At 66.3% G+C, this 14,731-nt stretch carries 13 protein-coding genes; all 13 read left to right on the top strand.

Annotation, left to right across the window (positions count from 1 at the left end; translation table 11 throughout):
- The first annotated feature begins 2 nt into the window (after positions 1 to 2).
- The gene (locus FJZ36_02455) at positions 3 to 782 is read left to right on the top strand and encodes a hypothetical protein (GenBank protein ID MBM3213762.1); all 780 of its coding nucleotides are present in this window, start codon (positions 3 to 5) and stop codon (positions 780 to 782) included.
- Positions 664 to 2,163 (top strand): hypothetical protein, encoded by a 1,500-nt coding sequence (locus FJZ36_02450; protein MBM3213761.1) that lies wholly within the window; start codon positions 664 to 666, stop codon positions 2,161 to 2,163. Before FJZ36_02455 ends, FJZ36_02450 begins: the two co-directional genes overlap by 119 nt.
- Positions 2,160 to 2,966 carry a hypothetical protein gene (locus tag FJZ36_02445; protein MBM3213760.1) on the top strand — a complete coding sequence of 269 codons (807 nt, stop codon included), beginning with the start codon at positions 2,160 to 2,162 and terminating at the stop codon, positions 2,964 to 2,966. The genes FJZ36_02450 and FJZ36_02445 overlap by 4 nt, the downstream gene beginning before the upstream one ends.
- Positions 2,963 to 4,621, top strand: coding sequence for a hypothetical protein (locus FJZ36_02440; GenBank protein MBM3213759.1), 1,659 nt, complete (start codon positions 2,963 to 2,965; stop codon positions 4,619 to 4,621). The genes FJZ36_02445 and FJZ36_02440 overlap by 4 nt, the downstream gene beginning before the upstream one ends.
- A complete protein-coding gene (locus tag FJZ36_02435; protein ID MBM3213758.1) occupies positions 4,549 to 5,595 on the top strand; it encodes a hypothetical protein in 1,047 nt (348 codons plus the stop codon). The genes FJZ36_02440 and FJZ36_02435 overlap by 73 nt, the downstream gene beginning before the upstream one ends.
- 4 nt (positions 5,596 to 5,599) lie before the next feature.
- Positions 5,600 to 6,559, top strand: a complete 960-nt coding sequence (locus FJZ36_02430) for a type IX secretion system membrane protein PorP/SprF (protein MBM3213757.1) — start codon at positions 5,600 to 5,602, stop codon at positions 6,557 to 6,559.
- Positions 6,560 to 6,577: 18 nt separating this feature from the next.
- Complete coding sequence (locus tag FJZ36_02425) at positions 6,578 to 7,957, top strand: hypothetical protein (GenBank protein ID MBM3213756.1); 1,380 nt, start codon at positions 6,578 to 6,580, stop codon at positions 7,955 to 7,957.
- Between the two features lie 58 nt (positions 7,958 to 8,015).
- The gene (locus FJZ36_02420; GenBank protein ID MBM3213755.1) at positions 8,016 to 8,270 is read left to right on the top strand and encodes a hypothetical protein; all 255 of its coding nucleotides are present in this window, start codon (positions 8,016 to 8,018) and stop codon (positions 8,268 to 8,270) included.
- Positions 8,267 to 9,046, top strand: a complete 780-nt coding sequence (locus FJZ36_02415; protein MBM3213754.1) for a sugar phosphate isomerase/epimerase — start codon at positions 8,267 to 8,269, stop codon at positions 9,044 to 9,046. Before FJZ36_02420 ends, FJZ36_02415 begins: the two co-directional genes overlap by 4 nt.
- 22 nt (positions 9,047 to 9,068) lie before the next feature.
- Positions 9,069 to 11,291, top strand: coding sequence for a peptide ABC transporter substrate-binding protein (locus FJZ36_02410; GenBank protein MBM3213753.1), 2,223 nt, complete (start codon positions 9,069 to 9,071; stop codon positions 11,289 to 11,291).
- The gene (locus tag FJZ36_02405; protein MBM3213752.1) at positions 11,288 to 12,271 is read left to right on the top strand and encodes an ABC transporter permease; all 984 of its coding nucleotides are present in this window, start codon (positions 11,288 to 11,290) and stop codon (positions 12,269 to 12,271) included. The genes FJZ36_02410 and FJZ36_02405 overlap by 4 nt, the downstream gene beginning before the upstream one ends.
- 3 nt (positions 12,272 to 12,274) lie before the next feature.
- A complete protein-coding gene (locus tag FJZ36_02400) occupies positions 12,275 to 13,456 on the top strand; it encodes an ABC transporter permease (GenBank protein MBM3213751.1) in 1,182 nt (393 codons plus the stop codon).
- A 4-nt stretch (positions 13,457 to 13,460) separates the two neighbouring features.
- The coding region (locus FJZ36_02395; GenBank protein ID MBM3213750.1) for an ATP-binding cassette domain-containing protein at positions 13,461 to 14,731 on the top strand (1,271 nt) is incomplete at its 3' end.

Below are 14,731 nucleotides of genomic sequence, written 5' to 3'. Positions count from 1 at the left end.
ACGTGGGCGAACGCAGTCAAGAACTCATCACGACGTTGATCTGGGTCGCCATCGGCTTGGGAGTGTGGGCGTTTCGGCAGCTCTCCGAGCGCAGAAACCGGGATGCGCCGACACCAGAATCCGTTCCCGAACAACCGCCTATTGACGACTGGTCCAACAGCCGGACGGAACGCCCATCGGAGCGCATTCAGCCCATGCCGCGCGTGTTCATGCGGGCGGACGCCGCACCAAGTACGGCAACCGCTCACGGAAGAGCTGACCTCACCGGGTCGAAGGTCTGCCTGGTGCACTGCATCGATCCTCGGATCCAGCAGATGGTCGAGTCATTCCGTGCCAAGTCCGGTATCACCTACGGGCACTTCGATAGAGTGTCTGTCGCTGGCGGCGCGGGCTTCCTCGACGACTACCAAGACGAGGTAGCCATCGCGTTCACGCGCCACGAGGTACGAGACATCGTCTTGACGGGCCACGATGACTGTCTCGCTGGAACGACACGTGGCGGTGTTCTCGACGCCGCTGGGCAGCTCCGCGAGCGCTATGGCTCCTCCGTGCGCGTTCACGCGATCTGGTTCCATCTCGATGGCACGCATGATGTCCTCGCAGGGGACCCACTAACTGGGCAGACTCCGGAGACCCCAGCGACCCGCCAGGATACGGAACCACATGGGCGTCCGCCTCTGGCGCCGCATTCGGCGTTCCACCTCCGTGCCGACGACAGGTCTGTGCGACAAGGCATCGTGGCATCGGTCATCCTGGGGAAGCCCAGGTCACTCCAGAAGTGAGCCCGTCGCAGAGGAACCCATGAGCCGGACCGCCGTCGCGCTGTGCGTTCTGTTGCTGCTGGCGGTGGAACCCATCCACGCCGGAAGCGTCGTCGTCACCGAGGTGATGGCGAACCCGAATGAGGCGCAGGGAGGGCAAAAAGCCGGCGAGTTCGTCGAGCTCTTCAACCCCGGCGACGAACCCGTCGACCTCAAGGGCTGGCAGATCGCCGACCGCGACGCCAAAGACGTTCTCGTCCCATTCGTCGCCACGGACTCCGCGGAACTGGCTCCCCATTCCTTCGCGGTCATTCTCGACCCGGACTACGACAACCAGTACGCAATCCCCGACGGAACGCTACGCCTGAAGCCGACGAACGCCTCCATCGGGAACGGGCTCTCGACGACGGACCCGATCCGGCTGTTTGACGCGAACGGCACGCTCCAAGACACGTTTACGCCTCCCACCGCGGCGCGGAGCGGCGTTTCGTTCGAGCGAATCAACATCTGGGCGGCAGACGCGCCGGAGAACTGGCAACTCTCGACCGACGCGACCGGAACCACCATCGGTCGCGAGACGAGTCCGCCGAAGCCCAAGCCGTCCGCTCAGCCCCAGCCTCCCGCTGCCGGAATCGTCGTCGTCAACGAGATCATGTTCCGACCCAAGACCGATGCGCCGGAGTGGGTCGAGCTCCACAACGGCGGCGATGTGCCGGTTCTCATGCAGGGCTGGACCATCTCGGACGCGCGGAACCTGCCCGTCGAGATTCCGTCCGCCGTGTTCCCGGCAAAGGCGTACATCCTCCTGACGCGCAGCGCCGACGAGCTCAGAACCGCGCACCCGAACCTGCCTCTCGACACCGTCGTCCTCGAAATCGCGCTGCCAACGCTCAACGACACGGGCGATACCGTCGCGGTGAACGCGGGAGACAGCACGAGCATCGACACGATGACCTACGGCTCGCTCGATGTCACGCCCGGACAGTCGCTCGAGAGACGCGAACCGGGTGACGACTCCGCTCGCCTCGACAACTGGCGGCTCTCGGTCTCGCAGGCGGGATCGACGCCCGGTCTCGAGAACAGCGTCCGCCATGACACCGGCGAACGACCGGTGCTGGACGCCTCTCCGAACCCGTTCGACCCGTCGCACGGGGCTCTCGCCATCCGCTACGAAGCGCCCATCTCGTCGACCGTGACGCTCCGTATCTTCAACAGCGCCGGGGTGCTGGTGCGCGTCCTCGCGTCGGAATCTCCCTACTCCGGCAGGCAGTCGATGGAGTGGAATGGCAAGAACGACGCCGGCGAGTCGGTTCCCACGGGCATCTACATCATCCAACTGCTCGCCGTGTCTGAGAACCGTCCTCGCGCGGCTGCGCTGGCGATTGTCGTCTCCGAGCCATGACCCACCGAGCTTGGGCCCTCTCCGCGTTGGCTGCTATCGCCGCGACGTGGGCTCCAGGCAACGCGCTGGCATCGTTCGAGCGAGAACCCCTCGCGCCGGCGAACATCGCCATCGGCAGGAGCGGGGTTGCCGACACCCGCGCCCGTGTCTCCGGCGCGCTGAACCCGGCTTCATCGAGTGGGACCTGGGTGGACGCCGCCTATTGCCGCCCGTTCGGTGTCGCAGGGCTGTCCGAGCAGTCGGTCGGCGGCGTGCTGCCCGTGGGCTCCACGGCGACGCTCTCCAGCCGGTGGGATCGCTTCGGGAATGACCTCTACGTAGAAGACACGGCGAGCCTCGGAGGCGCGTACCGGATTGGAGCCGTGTCGGCTGGAGTCCGAGGGTCGTCCTACTCGCATCGCGTCGCGGATCATGACCGCCGAGGAGCTTGGAGCGCCGACGTAGGGCTTCAGGCGCGTGTTCAGCCGACCATCGGTCTCGGAGGCTCGGTGCGTCGCGTTCGGACGACTCGCGGAACGCCGCCGCGCGAATACCGCATCGGCACCGAGATGCGCATCGATGACGCCAGCACGGTATTCGCCGACCTGTACCGCCGTCGCGATGAGAGCGGCGTTGCCGTCGGCGTCGAATGGCGCGGCGCTGACTGGCTCACGCTCGCCGGAGGCGTCCACAGCCACCCCTGGCAGTGGGCGACCGGCTTCACGCTGCGGCGAGACGGCTTCTTGCTGGTCTACGCCGTCGAGACCCACTCCGCGCTGTCCGCTACGCACTCGGTCTCCATCGCGATCGGCGCTCAACCGTGAACCGCGCGGCTCGCGCCCTTTGCGCGCTCTGCCTGATCGCCTCGCCGCTGCATGGCTACGAACCGCCTGACCACGCCGTGCTATCGGAACCGTCGGACGTCGATGCCTGGCTCGAAGAGGGGGAGGTAACGTTCGCGGAGTGGCTCCAGTTGCGCGAGTGGTTCGATCTGCCGTTGAGCTTGCGGGAAGCAAGTCCCGATGAGCTGAGCGTCATGCAGGAGCTCCCGCTCAGCCCATCGAGGGATTGGGGGCAAGATGGGCTGTCGGTTGAGCCCTTGCCCGATTCGAGCTCGTCGTTCGTTTACGAGGCGTCAGATGCGCCACGAACGGCGCGCGTCCGACAGCGCTTCACCGATCACCGATCCGATGGCGAGCGAGGCGTCCTGACCGGCTTCGTCCGAGCCACTCCCGCAACCGGATTCACCGTCGCCGCAGCCGAGTCCTCCGGCGGCGCCGAGGCGCTGCGATGGGATCGACGCATGGGTGTCGTCCGCGAGCGGGAACCTTCGCGCCTAACGCGCGGATACGTCGAATGGGCGCATCCAGAGCTGCACGCCGTCGCAGGCGACTTCTCGGTCGGGTTCGGCACGGGGTTGGCGGCGAACACCGGCAACCGCCGTTACCCGAACGGCATCTCGCCCAACGTCGCATCGACGGCGCGGCAGAGGGGCGTCGCGGCGACATGGAGCAGCGAGCGCGCCGCTCTCACCGGGTTCCGATCCATCATTCCCAAAACGGCGTCGTTGAGCCCTGCGCAAACCGGCTTGGCGCGATCCCGATCCGTCGATGGAGCCCTTGAGGAGCGGTCGGCAGGCGCGCGCGCCGAGCTCGCGCTTCCAGCCGGCCGCGCCGCCGTCGCGTGGACCGTCCAGTCGGAACGCAGCTTGGTGGGAACGCCGATCCTCGGGCGCGACCCGTCCCCGCGAAGGACGTTCTCTGTCGACGCGCACGGCGCTGTCGGCGGGCTCCGATGGCGCGGCGAAGCCGCCCACGCCGGGGAGGTCGCCGCCCGGCTCGAACTCGCCGCGAGAGGACCCAACGCTCGACTGGCTCTGAACGCCTACCACGTTCCGGTTCGATTCATCGCGCCGTTGGGCAGCCACGCGAGCGGACGGCAAGGAATCTTCGCCAGAGGGCAGCTCGCGCCGACTCGACGCGCCCGGATCGGCGGTCAGTTTCTGTCCGAGGAGCGTTTAGCGACCGCAACGGCGCGGATCGACACGCGAGTCTGGTTTTCGTCGCCAATAGTGCGTAGAATACGCCTCGGCGGGGTCTGGTCGAACCAGATCGGCAACGTGGATGACCTGAACAGCATACGACGGCGTGTCGAGTTGACGCTGCGCACTTCGATGGGCAGCGCCCGGTTCGGCGTGCGCGGCTGGGAGCTTCGCCGACCCGACCTGCCGCGACAGGTGGGAGGAATGCTCCTGTCGACGATCCGGCTTCGGAACGCTCTGACGTGCCTCGCCAGCGTCGGTCTGGTGGTTCCGGAGCCAGGTTCGGGGGCGCAGCTCGACGACGCATCCATCCAGGCGACCGCTCGGAGCGCGAATACGATGCTACGAATGGGCGTGAAGCGCCGATGGGACGATCTCGGAAAGGCGACGACCACGTGGTTCGGCATCGTGGACAGACAGTGGGAGCTCCTGCCATGATGCGGCTCGTCGCGGCGGCGTTCAGCGTATCGCTGGTCGTCGGAGCGGCATGGGCTCAGACGGCGGACGTTCTCGCCGACTACGTCGTCGCCGCCGTGAACGGCGAAGCGATCACCGCGAGCGCCCTCGCGATGGCGATGCGCGTCGAGAACGCGGATACAGCGGATGCCAACGCTCGGCGGCGCGTGCTGGACTCCCTCATCGATCAGCGCCTGTTCTTGCAGAAGGCGCGGAACTTCACGTTCGTGACCGACGAGCGCGTTTCCGAGCACCTCGAGCGGCTCCAGGGCACGTTCCCCAGCCGGCAGCAGTTCATCGACGACCTCGCTCGTCGAGGCATGACGCTCGACGACGCCAGAGAGCAGATCCGCGACAGCCTGATGCTCGTCCAGTTGGAGCTGCGCAACTTCAGACCACAGATCACCGAGGTGAGCCCGACGGACGTCGAAGCCTACTACGTCGCGCACCCCGAGGAGTTCAGCGTTCCGGCGCGGTTTCGCCTCGCGCAGTTCACCGTCGAGTTCGACGGCGAGACGAGTCTCGAATCAGACGCCCAGCGGAAAGCAGTCGCGTTGCGCGAGCGTATCGCATCGGGTGAGTTGACCCCGGAGGCGCTTGCGGAACAGGTCAACGGCGACCTGGCGATTCGTGTCGTGCTCGACAGCGGTCTGAAGCTCGCTTCGGATCTTCCGGCGGCTCTCGGAGATGCTGTGGCGGAACTGCCTGTGTCGGGAGTGACGGCGCCGCTACGGGTTCCGGGCGGGTTCCTCGTCGCCGTCCTGCGAGAGCGTCGGGACGCCTCCCGTCAGCCGCTCGCCGACGTGCGCGCAGCGATCATCGCCAAACTCGAGCTGGAACGCGTCCGCGTCGTGATGGACGGCTGGCTCCGGGACGAGCGTGCGAGAGCCGATATTCGCCTGATGGAGTCCACCGTCGCATCGCGGCAGACGGCTCCGACACAAGACGGAAGCTAGCGTCATGTCCATGCGGCGTCGGTTGTCGATCCCCTGGCTCCTGTTCCTGTTGCCCACGTTGGCGTCGGCGGCAGGTCGGTCGCCCCTGGCTGGAGCCCGTCCGATGGCTCTCGGCGGCGCTTTCACGGCGGTCGCAGACGACGCGACGACGATCGCCTACAACCCCGCAGGGATCGCGTTGACGGGTCGCCGCGAAGTGGGGTTGACGCGCTCCGCGCTCTTCTCCGGCATCTCGGAACCGCTCATCGTGCAGGACGCCGTGTTCGCCGTGTCGTCGTTGGGGCCCGGCGGCATCGGCATCGGGTTCGTCTCCCAGTCGGACGCGGCGGGGGTCTATCGCGAAACAGCCGCCAGCATCGGCTATGCGCATCGGATCGCCGAGTTCGTCAAGATCGGGGCGCAGTTGAAACACCTGCGCGTCGGGCTCGACTCCACCAACGCGGACGTCGTGGAGAACCCTTACTTCGGCGCGGTCTACGATGTCAGCGCGATGACGCTGGATGCCGGCGTCCTCCTGGTTCCCGTTCAGGGCGTCGCCGTCGGCATCAGCGCGCAGAACCTGGTTCCCGCAGACCTGTCGTTTCAGGAAGCTGAGGAACCGGATGAAGCGCCCCAGATCGTCCGCGTCGGGGCGAGCCTGCGGTTGAGCCGAATCGCCGAGTCCGCCGAACAGGAGGCGCTGCGCGGCGTGCTGTCGCGCAGTCTCGTCGCCGCCGAGGTCGCTGCCGGAGATGGGACGACCGTTGGCGTCGGCGCCGAGGTCGGTCTGTCGGACAGCCTTGTGGCACGGATCGGCTATCGCACGGCTTCCGGCGTAGGCAGCGTGTCGGCGGTCACGGCGGGAGTCGGATTGCGGCTCGACGTCGCTGGGATCGAAGCGCATCTCGACCTCGCGATCGAGGTGCTCGACGCCGCCGTCAAAGACAACACGAGCCAACGCCTTTCCGTTCGCGTGAGCTTCTAGGAGGGCGACGGGAACGCCATGAGACGCATCGCCTCGCTCATCGCCCTGACGCTCTGCGGATGGTGGAGCCTGACGCCCGCCGCCCACGCCGCCGTCTCCTCGACCGGAGAACTGAACGTCCTGAACGACCCCAGCGGGCGCGTCCCCACGTCGTCCAAGCCTCGGCTGATCCTGACGCTCCTGGTCGACCGATCCCAGGCGGAGGTAGGCGAGGAGATCAAGACGGTACAGGTCATCATGCCAGCGGGATTCGTCGCCACGGACGGCGACCTCCGGGAAGTGCGGATCGAGGGAGCCCCGGTTCCCTTCGTCGGCAGCACCGCCGGAACGACGCTACGCTTCACGCTCGCCAACCCCATCGACAACTTCCTCAGCTCGATCATCGAAGTCATTTTCGATGTCCAGACGCCAGACCTCCCGCAGAAGGAAGCGCTGTTTCGCATCGCCATCCGCAACCTGTCCGACCTGCAGATCGGCGAGTTCATCAAGCCCGGTGAGATCGACGGGAATCCGGCGAACAACAACGACTACACACTCGAAGTGTTCCCGAACGTCCCGCCTGCGTCGCCGACCGGCATCGCCGCCGTCGCGGACCCCGATGGCGACAATGACGTGATTGTGACTTGGACGCCTGTCGACGATGCCGATGTCACCGGCTACCTCATCTATCGCGACGGAGGGCTGCCCGCTGACGCCCTGGGAAGGGATCGGACCTCGTTCCGCGATGTGAACGTGCCAGCCGGCGCGCATCGCTACGAGGTTGCCGCCTACAAGAGCCGGCTGGTCGTGTCGGCGCGCTCGGGGGCTGTGTCGGCGACGGTTGGTCGGGACACCAACCCGCCGAAGCCGGTTGCCGTCGTCATCGTGGAACCGATCGCCCAGAACACGGGGGTCCGCTGGGTTCCCAGCGCCTCCCCGGATGTGGTCTCCTACGACCTGATGTTCGCTCGCGCTGGCGAAGCGTCCGTCGTGCTGACGACGGTTCCCGCCGATGCGGCAGCCAAGGAGTACGAGTTCCTCCACCGGGAGCGTCTTGACGTCGGACGGTATCGGTACGCGGTCGTTGCCGTGGATGAAGCCGGCAACCGCTCCGACCCTACGGAGACGTGGCACGTGCTGCTGGAAACGCCGTTCCCGAATCCGTTCACGCCGCTCGGGAACGCGCCGTTCAATCGCGTGACGTTCCCGACGCGGGCGCTGGGCGACGCCGAAGGCGACATGGTCGTGACGCTCTTCGATCTCCACGGTCGCAAGGTGCGGCAGCTCGATCCTTCGCCGCAGGACACGCAGTGGGACGGCAGGGACGAGTCGGGCGAGCTCTTGCCAGGCGGCATCTACGTCTATCAGATCGAGATCGGCGGTCAGGTGAGGATCGGCACCATCGTCTTGGTCCGCTGAAGGCATCACAGCATGCGACGGGAATGCGGGCATCCGAGCCGCCGCAGGACGACTGGCGATGTGGTTCCATTGGCTCGTCTATGCCGTCCTCGGAGCAATCGTCGTGCTGGCTATCCGGTCACGGCGGTCGGAACGCCCCAGCCGCGACCGAGACCGACGACCTCGGTGCAATGTGTGCGGCACGCGCTTTGATCCGAGCCTACTCGTGGAGCGCGAGGTGATCTCCGGGTATACCTACTACTTCTGCGACGCGTGCATCGACGCGCTGCAGGCTGAAAGCGTGGCTCGACGCAAGGGAGCCGCCGGAACATGAAGGTCGGTATCCGCGACGTTGCGTTCAGCGCCTCCCTGGATCGTGCGCTCAGTATCGCCCACAACCTCGGATACAGCGGCGTCGAACTGACCCTCGGAGGACCCCAGGTTCGCGAGCACCCCATCTGGACCCGCGCCGGTGTCCGTGAGCTGCGCCACTACAAGCAGGAGAGCCGCATCGATGTCTCCGCCGTGTACTTCGCTCGGCTCGAGCGTCTTGGCTTGCTGCACGCCGACGAAAAGGTGAGAGACAACGCGATGCGCCTGTGCCACGCTCTGAATCCCCGCGTGGCAGAACTGGGAGTCCGTACGGTCGTCGCCCCTCTGGGAGACGTCGCTGGCGAAGGCATCGCGAGCGACTCGCGCGCTATCGAGACGCTGCGCAACGCGGCTCAGGCGGCGGCGGCGTACCAGTGCCGGTTGGCGTTCCGAGCCGCGCTTCCAGTCGCGGAGATGGTCCGCCTCGTTCAGCAGGTCGGCTCCGGCTGCGGAATCGCCTACGACCTCGTCGATGCGGTCCTTCGCGAGCGGGATCCGGCGGCGGAGCTTCGGGAGTTGGGCGATGCGCTCTGCCAAGTGCGAGTGCGGGACATCGCCGAAGACCGATCCGGGCGCCCGCTGGGTCTCGGAATCGTGGACTTCCCCGCCATCGCCCGTTCGCTCTACGAGCTCGACTACGACGGCTATCTGATGCTGGACATCCCATCCGGCGACGACCCGGTGGCCAGCGCGGCGGCGAGTCTCGCGTTCGCGCAGGAAGCCATCGTCGACGGTTGATCGGCGGCTGGCCGCTCCATCGATGGGAGAGCCCGTGAAGTTCCAGGCGTGGGGCGCGTTCCTTCTGGCGGTCGCGCTGGCAGGCTGCGATCCGTCGAACCCGAACAACCCCTACCGCGCTGAGGACGCCGAAAGCAAGGTCTACTACAGCACCTTCGAGGAGCCCCCTAAGCACCTCGACCCCGCCCGGTCGTACAGCGCCAACGAGTACGCCTTCATCGCCCAGATCTACGAGCCGCCGTTCCAGTACCACTACCTCAAGCGCCCCTACGAGCTGATCCCGCTCACCGCCGAGTCGGTTCCCGAACCGCAGTACTATGACGCGCAGGGAACGCTTCTCGAAGGCGATCCGCCCGCCGAGAAGGTCGCGCGCGCCGTCTACGAGATTCGCATCCAGCCGGGCATCCTCTACCAGCCGCACCCGTGTTTCGCCAAGCGCCCTGACGGTTCGCCCGCCAATGCGAACCTGACCGACGCGGACGTGGAGTCCATCGACGACATCGGCGGCTTCGCCGAGACCGGCACGCGAGAGCTTGCCGCGAAGGATTACGTCTACCAGATTCAGCGGCTGGCGGACCCGCGCTTGAGCTGCCCCATCCTCAGCACCATCGGCGGCTACATCGAGGGGATGGAGGAGTACGCCGCCGCACTCGAAGAAGCGCTGTCGGCGGCGCGCGCCGAGCGCCAGGCGCGTGGCGGCATCGCCTACAACGCCGACCGAGACGAGCGCTACGACCCCATCTCGCTCGACTACGGCGCGTTCCCGCTGCCTGGCGCGGAGGTCGTCGATGACCACACCTACCGGATCGTCCTGACTCGCAAGTACCCGCAGATCCTCTACTGGCTGGCGATGCCCTTCTTCTCGCCGATGCCGCCGGAAGCCATCGCCTTCTACGACCAGGGCGCGCTCATCCGCAAGAACATGACCATCGACCAGTATCCCGTCGGCACGGGCGCGTACCGGTTCGCGACCTACAACCCGAACCTCGAGATCGTCCTGACGCGCAACGAGAACTACCGAACGACAGAGACCTACCCGTCCGAGGGGGAACCGAACGACGACGCGGACGGCTTCCTGGCATCCGCTGGACAGTCGCTGCCGTTCATCGACCGGTTCGTCTACAAGCTCGAAAAGGAGGACGTGCCCCGATGGAGCAAGTTCCTCCAGGGCTACTACGACGCGTCGGGCATCTCTTCGGACAACTTCGACCGCGCCATCGTCATGAACGCCGAAACCGGCGCGACGCTCTCCCCCTGGATGCAGGAGCGCGGCGTCCAGTTGACGACAGCCGTCAACACGGCGACCTACTATCTCGCGTTCAACATGCTCGATCCGGTCGTCGGCGGCTACGAGCCGGAGAAGCGCAAGCTCCGGCAAGCCATCTCCATCGCCATTGACACGGAGGAGTACGTTGAGATCTTCGCCAACGGCAGAGCGCTAGCGGCTCACGGGCCCATCCCGCCGGGCATCTTCGGGCGCGTCGAAGGGCGGGCTGGAATGAACCCCTTCGTCTACGATTGGAATGACCGCGCCGGAGCCCCGGTTCGCAAATCGCTCGACGAGGCGAAGCGTCTGCTTGCCGAAGCCGGCTATCCCAACGGACGCGGAAAGGACGGCAAGCCGCTCCGCGTCAGCTTCGACAATGTGCTCACGGGAGCCGGCGATCAGGCGACGATCCGCTGGTACTCCAAGAAGCTCGAAGCCCTCGGAGCCACGCTCGTCAGCAACGCGACCGACTACAGCAGGTTCCAGGACAAAGTCCACAACGCGAACTTCCAGATCATCTCATGGGGCTGGCTCGCCGATTACCCGGACCCCGAGAACTTCCTGTTCCTGCTCTACGGACCCAACGGCAAGAAAGAACACGACGGCGAGAACGCCGCCAACTACGACAACCCGGACTACAACCGCCTCTTTGCCCAAATGGAGAACATGACGAACACGCCGGAGCGGCAGGCGCTCATCGACCGGATGCTCGCCGTCGCTCAGGAAGACGCCCCGTGGATATGGGGTTTCCATCCGGTGTCGTTCGGGCTCCGCCACGCGTGGATCCGCAACGCCAAGCCGAATCAGATGGCGAACGGGACGCTGAAGTACCTCGACCTCGACCCGGCACAGCGCAAGACGATGCGCGCCCGCTGGAATAAGCCCAACTACACGCCGCTGCTCGCCGTCGCGGGGCTGCTGGTTCTCGGCTCGATCCCAGCCGTCGTCACCGTCCGTCGCAGGGAGCATGGCAGATGATCTCCTACATCGTCCGCCGCGTGCTCTACGCGATCCCCATTCTCGTCGGGGTGAACCTCATCACGTTCCTGCTCTTCTTCGGCGTGGCGTCGCCCCGTCAGATGGCGCTCCAGATCCTCGGCGCCAAGAACACGACCGAGGCGGACATCCAGACCTGGCTCGACGAGCACGGCTACGGGCTCCCGCTTCTCTGGAACGGCGAGGAACCGACCGTCGTCGGCAAGGCGACGCAGACGATCTTCTTCACCAAGACGGCGTCGCTCCTCTGGTTCGACTTCGGCGTCTCCGACCAGGATCGGAAGTCGATCGGGCACGAGATCGTGGCGCGGATGGGGCCCAGCCTCCTGATCGCCGTGCCGATGTTCGTGACGGCGGTTCTCGCCGAGATCGCCATCGCCCTGTTCATCGCGTTCTACCGGGGAACCTATGTCGACACCTGGGGCGTCATCGTCGCTGTCGCGGCGATGTCCATCTCGGCGCTGTTCTACATCATCGGGGCTCAGTTCGTGCTGGGCAGGCTGTGGAATCTCGTGCCCATCTCCGGCTACGACACGGGCATCCATGCGGTCAAGTTCACGCTGCTGCCCATCCTGATCGGCGTCGTCGCGTCGCTGGGGAGCGGCATCCGATACAACCGCACGATCTTCCTGGAGGAGATCAACCGCGACTACATCCGCACGGCGCGGGCGAAGGGCTTGTCGGAGACGCGCGTCCTCTTCGTCCACGCCCTGAAGAACGCGATGATCCCCATTCTCACGAGCGTCGTCATGAGCATCCCGTTCCTCTTCATGGGGAACCTGCTCATGGAGAACTTCTTCGCCATCCCCGGTCTGGGGAGCTACACGATCGACGCCATCAACGCGCGGGACTTCGCCATCGTGCGGTCGATGGTGTTCCTCGGATCGGTTCTCTACATCGTGGGACAGATTCTGACGGACATCAGCTACACGCTGGTCGATCCGCGCGTACGGCTGGAGTAGCCCATGCCCCCATCGGATGACGCGAACGCGACGGGCGGACTCATCGGGTTGCTGCAGGCGTTCTACGCGGATCACGCGCACGCCCTGACGAACGGGCTCGTGCTGGTCGTCCTGGCGCTCGCGGCGTGGCTCGTGTGGCGGGCGTCGCGCCGCGCCTATTGGCGGGACGCTGCGCGGCGGGTGTTCCAGGACCGCAAAGCGGCGGTCTGCTTCGTCATCCTCTGTCTCTACGGGCTCGTCGGGCTTCTGGAGAGCATCGGATGGCGCGATGCGCTCCGCGACGAGTCCGGCGGGGTGGTCCTCGCCGAGGACGGTTCCCGCGTCCTCGAAGCGCGCGGCAGGACGCTCCTCGACCGCCTCGACGCCGTTCTGCTGAACCTGGGCGGCAAGACGGAGAAGACCTTCTCCGCGCCCCTGGCGACGCACTCCTTCGCAAAAGAGACGATCCGCGACGACGACGGAACCGCGACGCGCGATTACGTGCCGCTGCAACATCCGCGCGCTCATCCCTTCGGAACCGACCGCGTCGGCGATGACGTGCTCCTGAAAGCGCTGCGGGGCATTCGCACAGCGCTCGTCATCGGCGGATTCACGACGATCCTCGTGATTCCGTTCGCGCTCCTGTTCGGCATCGCGGCGGGCTACTACGGCAAGCGCGTGGACGACGCCGTCACCTACGTCTACTCCACGCTCGCGTCGATCCCCGACGTGCTCGTCATCGCGGCGTTCATCCTCATCTTCGGCAGAGGCGTGCTCCAGCTCTGCATCATCATGGGTGTCACGACGTGGACGGGGCTGTGCCGCGTACTGCGCGGTGAGACCCTCAAGCTCCGCGAGATGGAGTTCGTCCAGGCGGCGCAGGCGTTCGGCGTGTCGGGCTGGAAGATCATGACGCGGCACATCCTGTCCAACGTGCTCCATATCGTCCTGATCTCGTCGGTGCTACGGTTCAGCGGACTCGTCCTCGCCGAAGCCGTCCTGAGTTATCTGAACATCGGCGTCGGCGCGACGACGGCGAGCTGGGGCAGTATGATCAACGACGCGCGGTTCGAGCTGTCGCGCGATCCCGTCGTCTGGTGGAACCTGGTCGCGGCGTTCGCCTTCATGTTCGGCTTAGTGCTCCCAGCGAACATCTTCGGCGACGCCGTCCGAGATGCGCTCGACCCCCGTCTGAGAGCCGGATGAACTGATGAGCGACATCGTTCTGCACGTCGGCGGGCTCCGCACCTACTTCCGCACCCCGCATGGGATCGCGAAGGCGGTGGACGGCGTCTCATTCTCGATCCGGCAGGGAGAGACCTTCGCCATCGTCGGCGAATCGGGCTGCGGCAAGTCCGTCACGGCGCTGAGCATCATGGGGCTCGTTCCGCATCCGGCGGGGTTCCACGCTGGCGGCTCCGTCCACATCGGCGAGACGGAGATGACCGCGCTCTCTGAATCGAAGAAGCGCAAGCTCCGGGGACGCGAAGTCGCGATGGTCTTTCAGGACCCCATGACTTCGCTGAACGCCGTCTACACGGTAGGCTTTCAGATCGTCGAAGCGATCCGCCGGCACGGGCGGGCGTCTGAGGCGGATCGGCTCGCGGCGGAGATGCTCGACCGCGTCGGCATCCCCGATCCGTCGGCGTGCCTGCGCTCCTACCCGCACCAGCTTTCCGGCGGGATGAAGCAGCGCGTGATGATCGCGATGGCGCTCTCGTGCCGACCCCGGCTGCTCATCGCCGACGAGCCGACGACCGCGCTCGACGTGACCGTTCAGGCGCAGATCCTCGACCTGATCCGCGACCTCCAGCGTGACATCGGCATGTCCGTTCTGCTCATCACGCACGACCTCGGCGTGGTCAGGGAGAACTCCGACCGGATCGCCGTCATGTACGCCGGGCAGATCGTCGAGAACGCATCGACGGCGGGGCTCTTCGCGTCGCCGCGCCATCCCTACACGGAGGCGCTGTTCCGCTCGCTCCCGTCGCGCCAGCAGCGCGGAGGAGACCTGGAGACCATCGAGGGGATGGTTCCGCTGGCGACGCTCTACCCAACCGGATGCCGATTCGCCGACCGATGCGACGACGCGCTGCCGGTCTGCCGCGAGACGCCACCGGAGCGCTTCTCGTTCGAGGCGGGACACGACGCGCTGTGCCACCTCTACGCCCCCGGCGCGCCCCGAGAGGACCACGTCGGGGTTCCTGCCAAGCCAATGAGCGTTCGTCCTGCGACGGCTCCTGCCGTGGCAGTTCAGCCGTCCGGCGGCAACGCGCTTGTCGAGGTGCGCGACCTACGGACCCACTTCCCGATCCGAAAGGGAGTCTTGCGCCGAACGGTCGGCTACGTCCGCGCCGTGGACGGCGTGTCGTTCTCGATCCCGCGCGGCAGAACGCTCGCTGTCGTCGGCGAGTCGGGCTGCGGCAAGACGACCCTCGGCAAGTCGCTTCTGCGGCTGGCAGAGCCAACGACGGGCGAAGT

The organism is Candidatus Poribacteria bacterium (assembly GCA_016866785.1).
Classification (GTDB): domain Bacteria; phylum Poribacteria; class WGA-4E.
The sequence above is the reverse complement of the archived record's forward strand: the minus strand, read 5'-3'. Positions and strand labels throughout refer to the sequence as shown.

Bases quoted from the DNA above. Each gene is read 5' to 3' on its own strand.
- FJZ36_02450 (MBM3213761.1), top strand. From the start codon at position 664: ATGGGCGTCCGCCTCTGGCGCCGCATTCGGCGTTCCACCTCCGTGCCG.
- FJZ36_02445 (MBM3213760.1), top strand. From the start codon at position 2,160: ATGACCCACCGAGCTTGGGCCCTCTCCGCGTTGGCTGCTATCGCCGCG.
- FJZ36_02435 (MBM3213758.1), top strand. From the start codon at position 4,549: ATGGGACGATCTCGGAAAGGCGACGACCACGTGGTTCGGCATCGTGGA.
- FJZ36_02430 (MBM3213757.1), top strand. From the start codon at position 5,600: ATGTCCATGCGGCGTCGGTTGTCGATCCCCTGGCTCCTGTTCCTGTTG.
- FJZ36_02425 (MBM3213756.1), top strand. From the start codon at position 6,578: ATGAGACGCATCGCCTCGCTCATCGCCCTGACGCTCTGCGGATGGTGG.
- FJZ36_02420 (MBM3213755.1), top strand. From the start codon at position 8,016: ATGTGGTTCCATTGGCTCGTCTATGCCGTCCTCGGAGCAATCGTCGTG.
- FJZ36_02415 (MBM3213754.1), top strand. From the start codon at position 8,267: ATGAAGGTCGGTATCCGCGACGTTGCGTTCAGCGCCTCCCTGGATCGT.
- FJZ36_02410 (MBM3213753.1), top strand. From the start codon at position 9,069: ATGGGAGAGCCCGTGAAGTTCCAGGCGTGGGGCGCGTTCCTTCTGGCG.
- FJZ36_02405 (MBM3213752.1), top strand. From the start codon at position 11,288: ATGATCTCCTACATCGTCCGCCGCGTGCTCTACGCGATCCCCATTCTC.
- FJZ36_02400 (MBM3213751.1), top strand. From the start codon at position 12,275: ATGCCCCCATCGGATGACGCGAACGCGACGGGCGGACTCATCGGGTTG.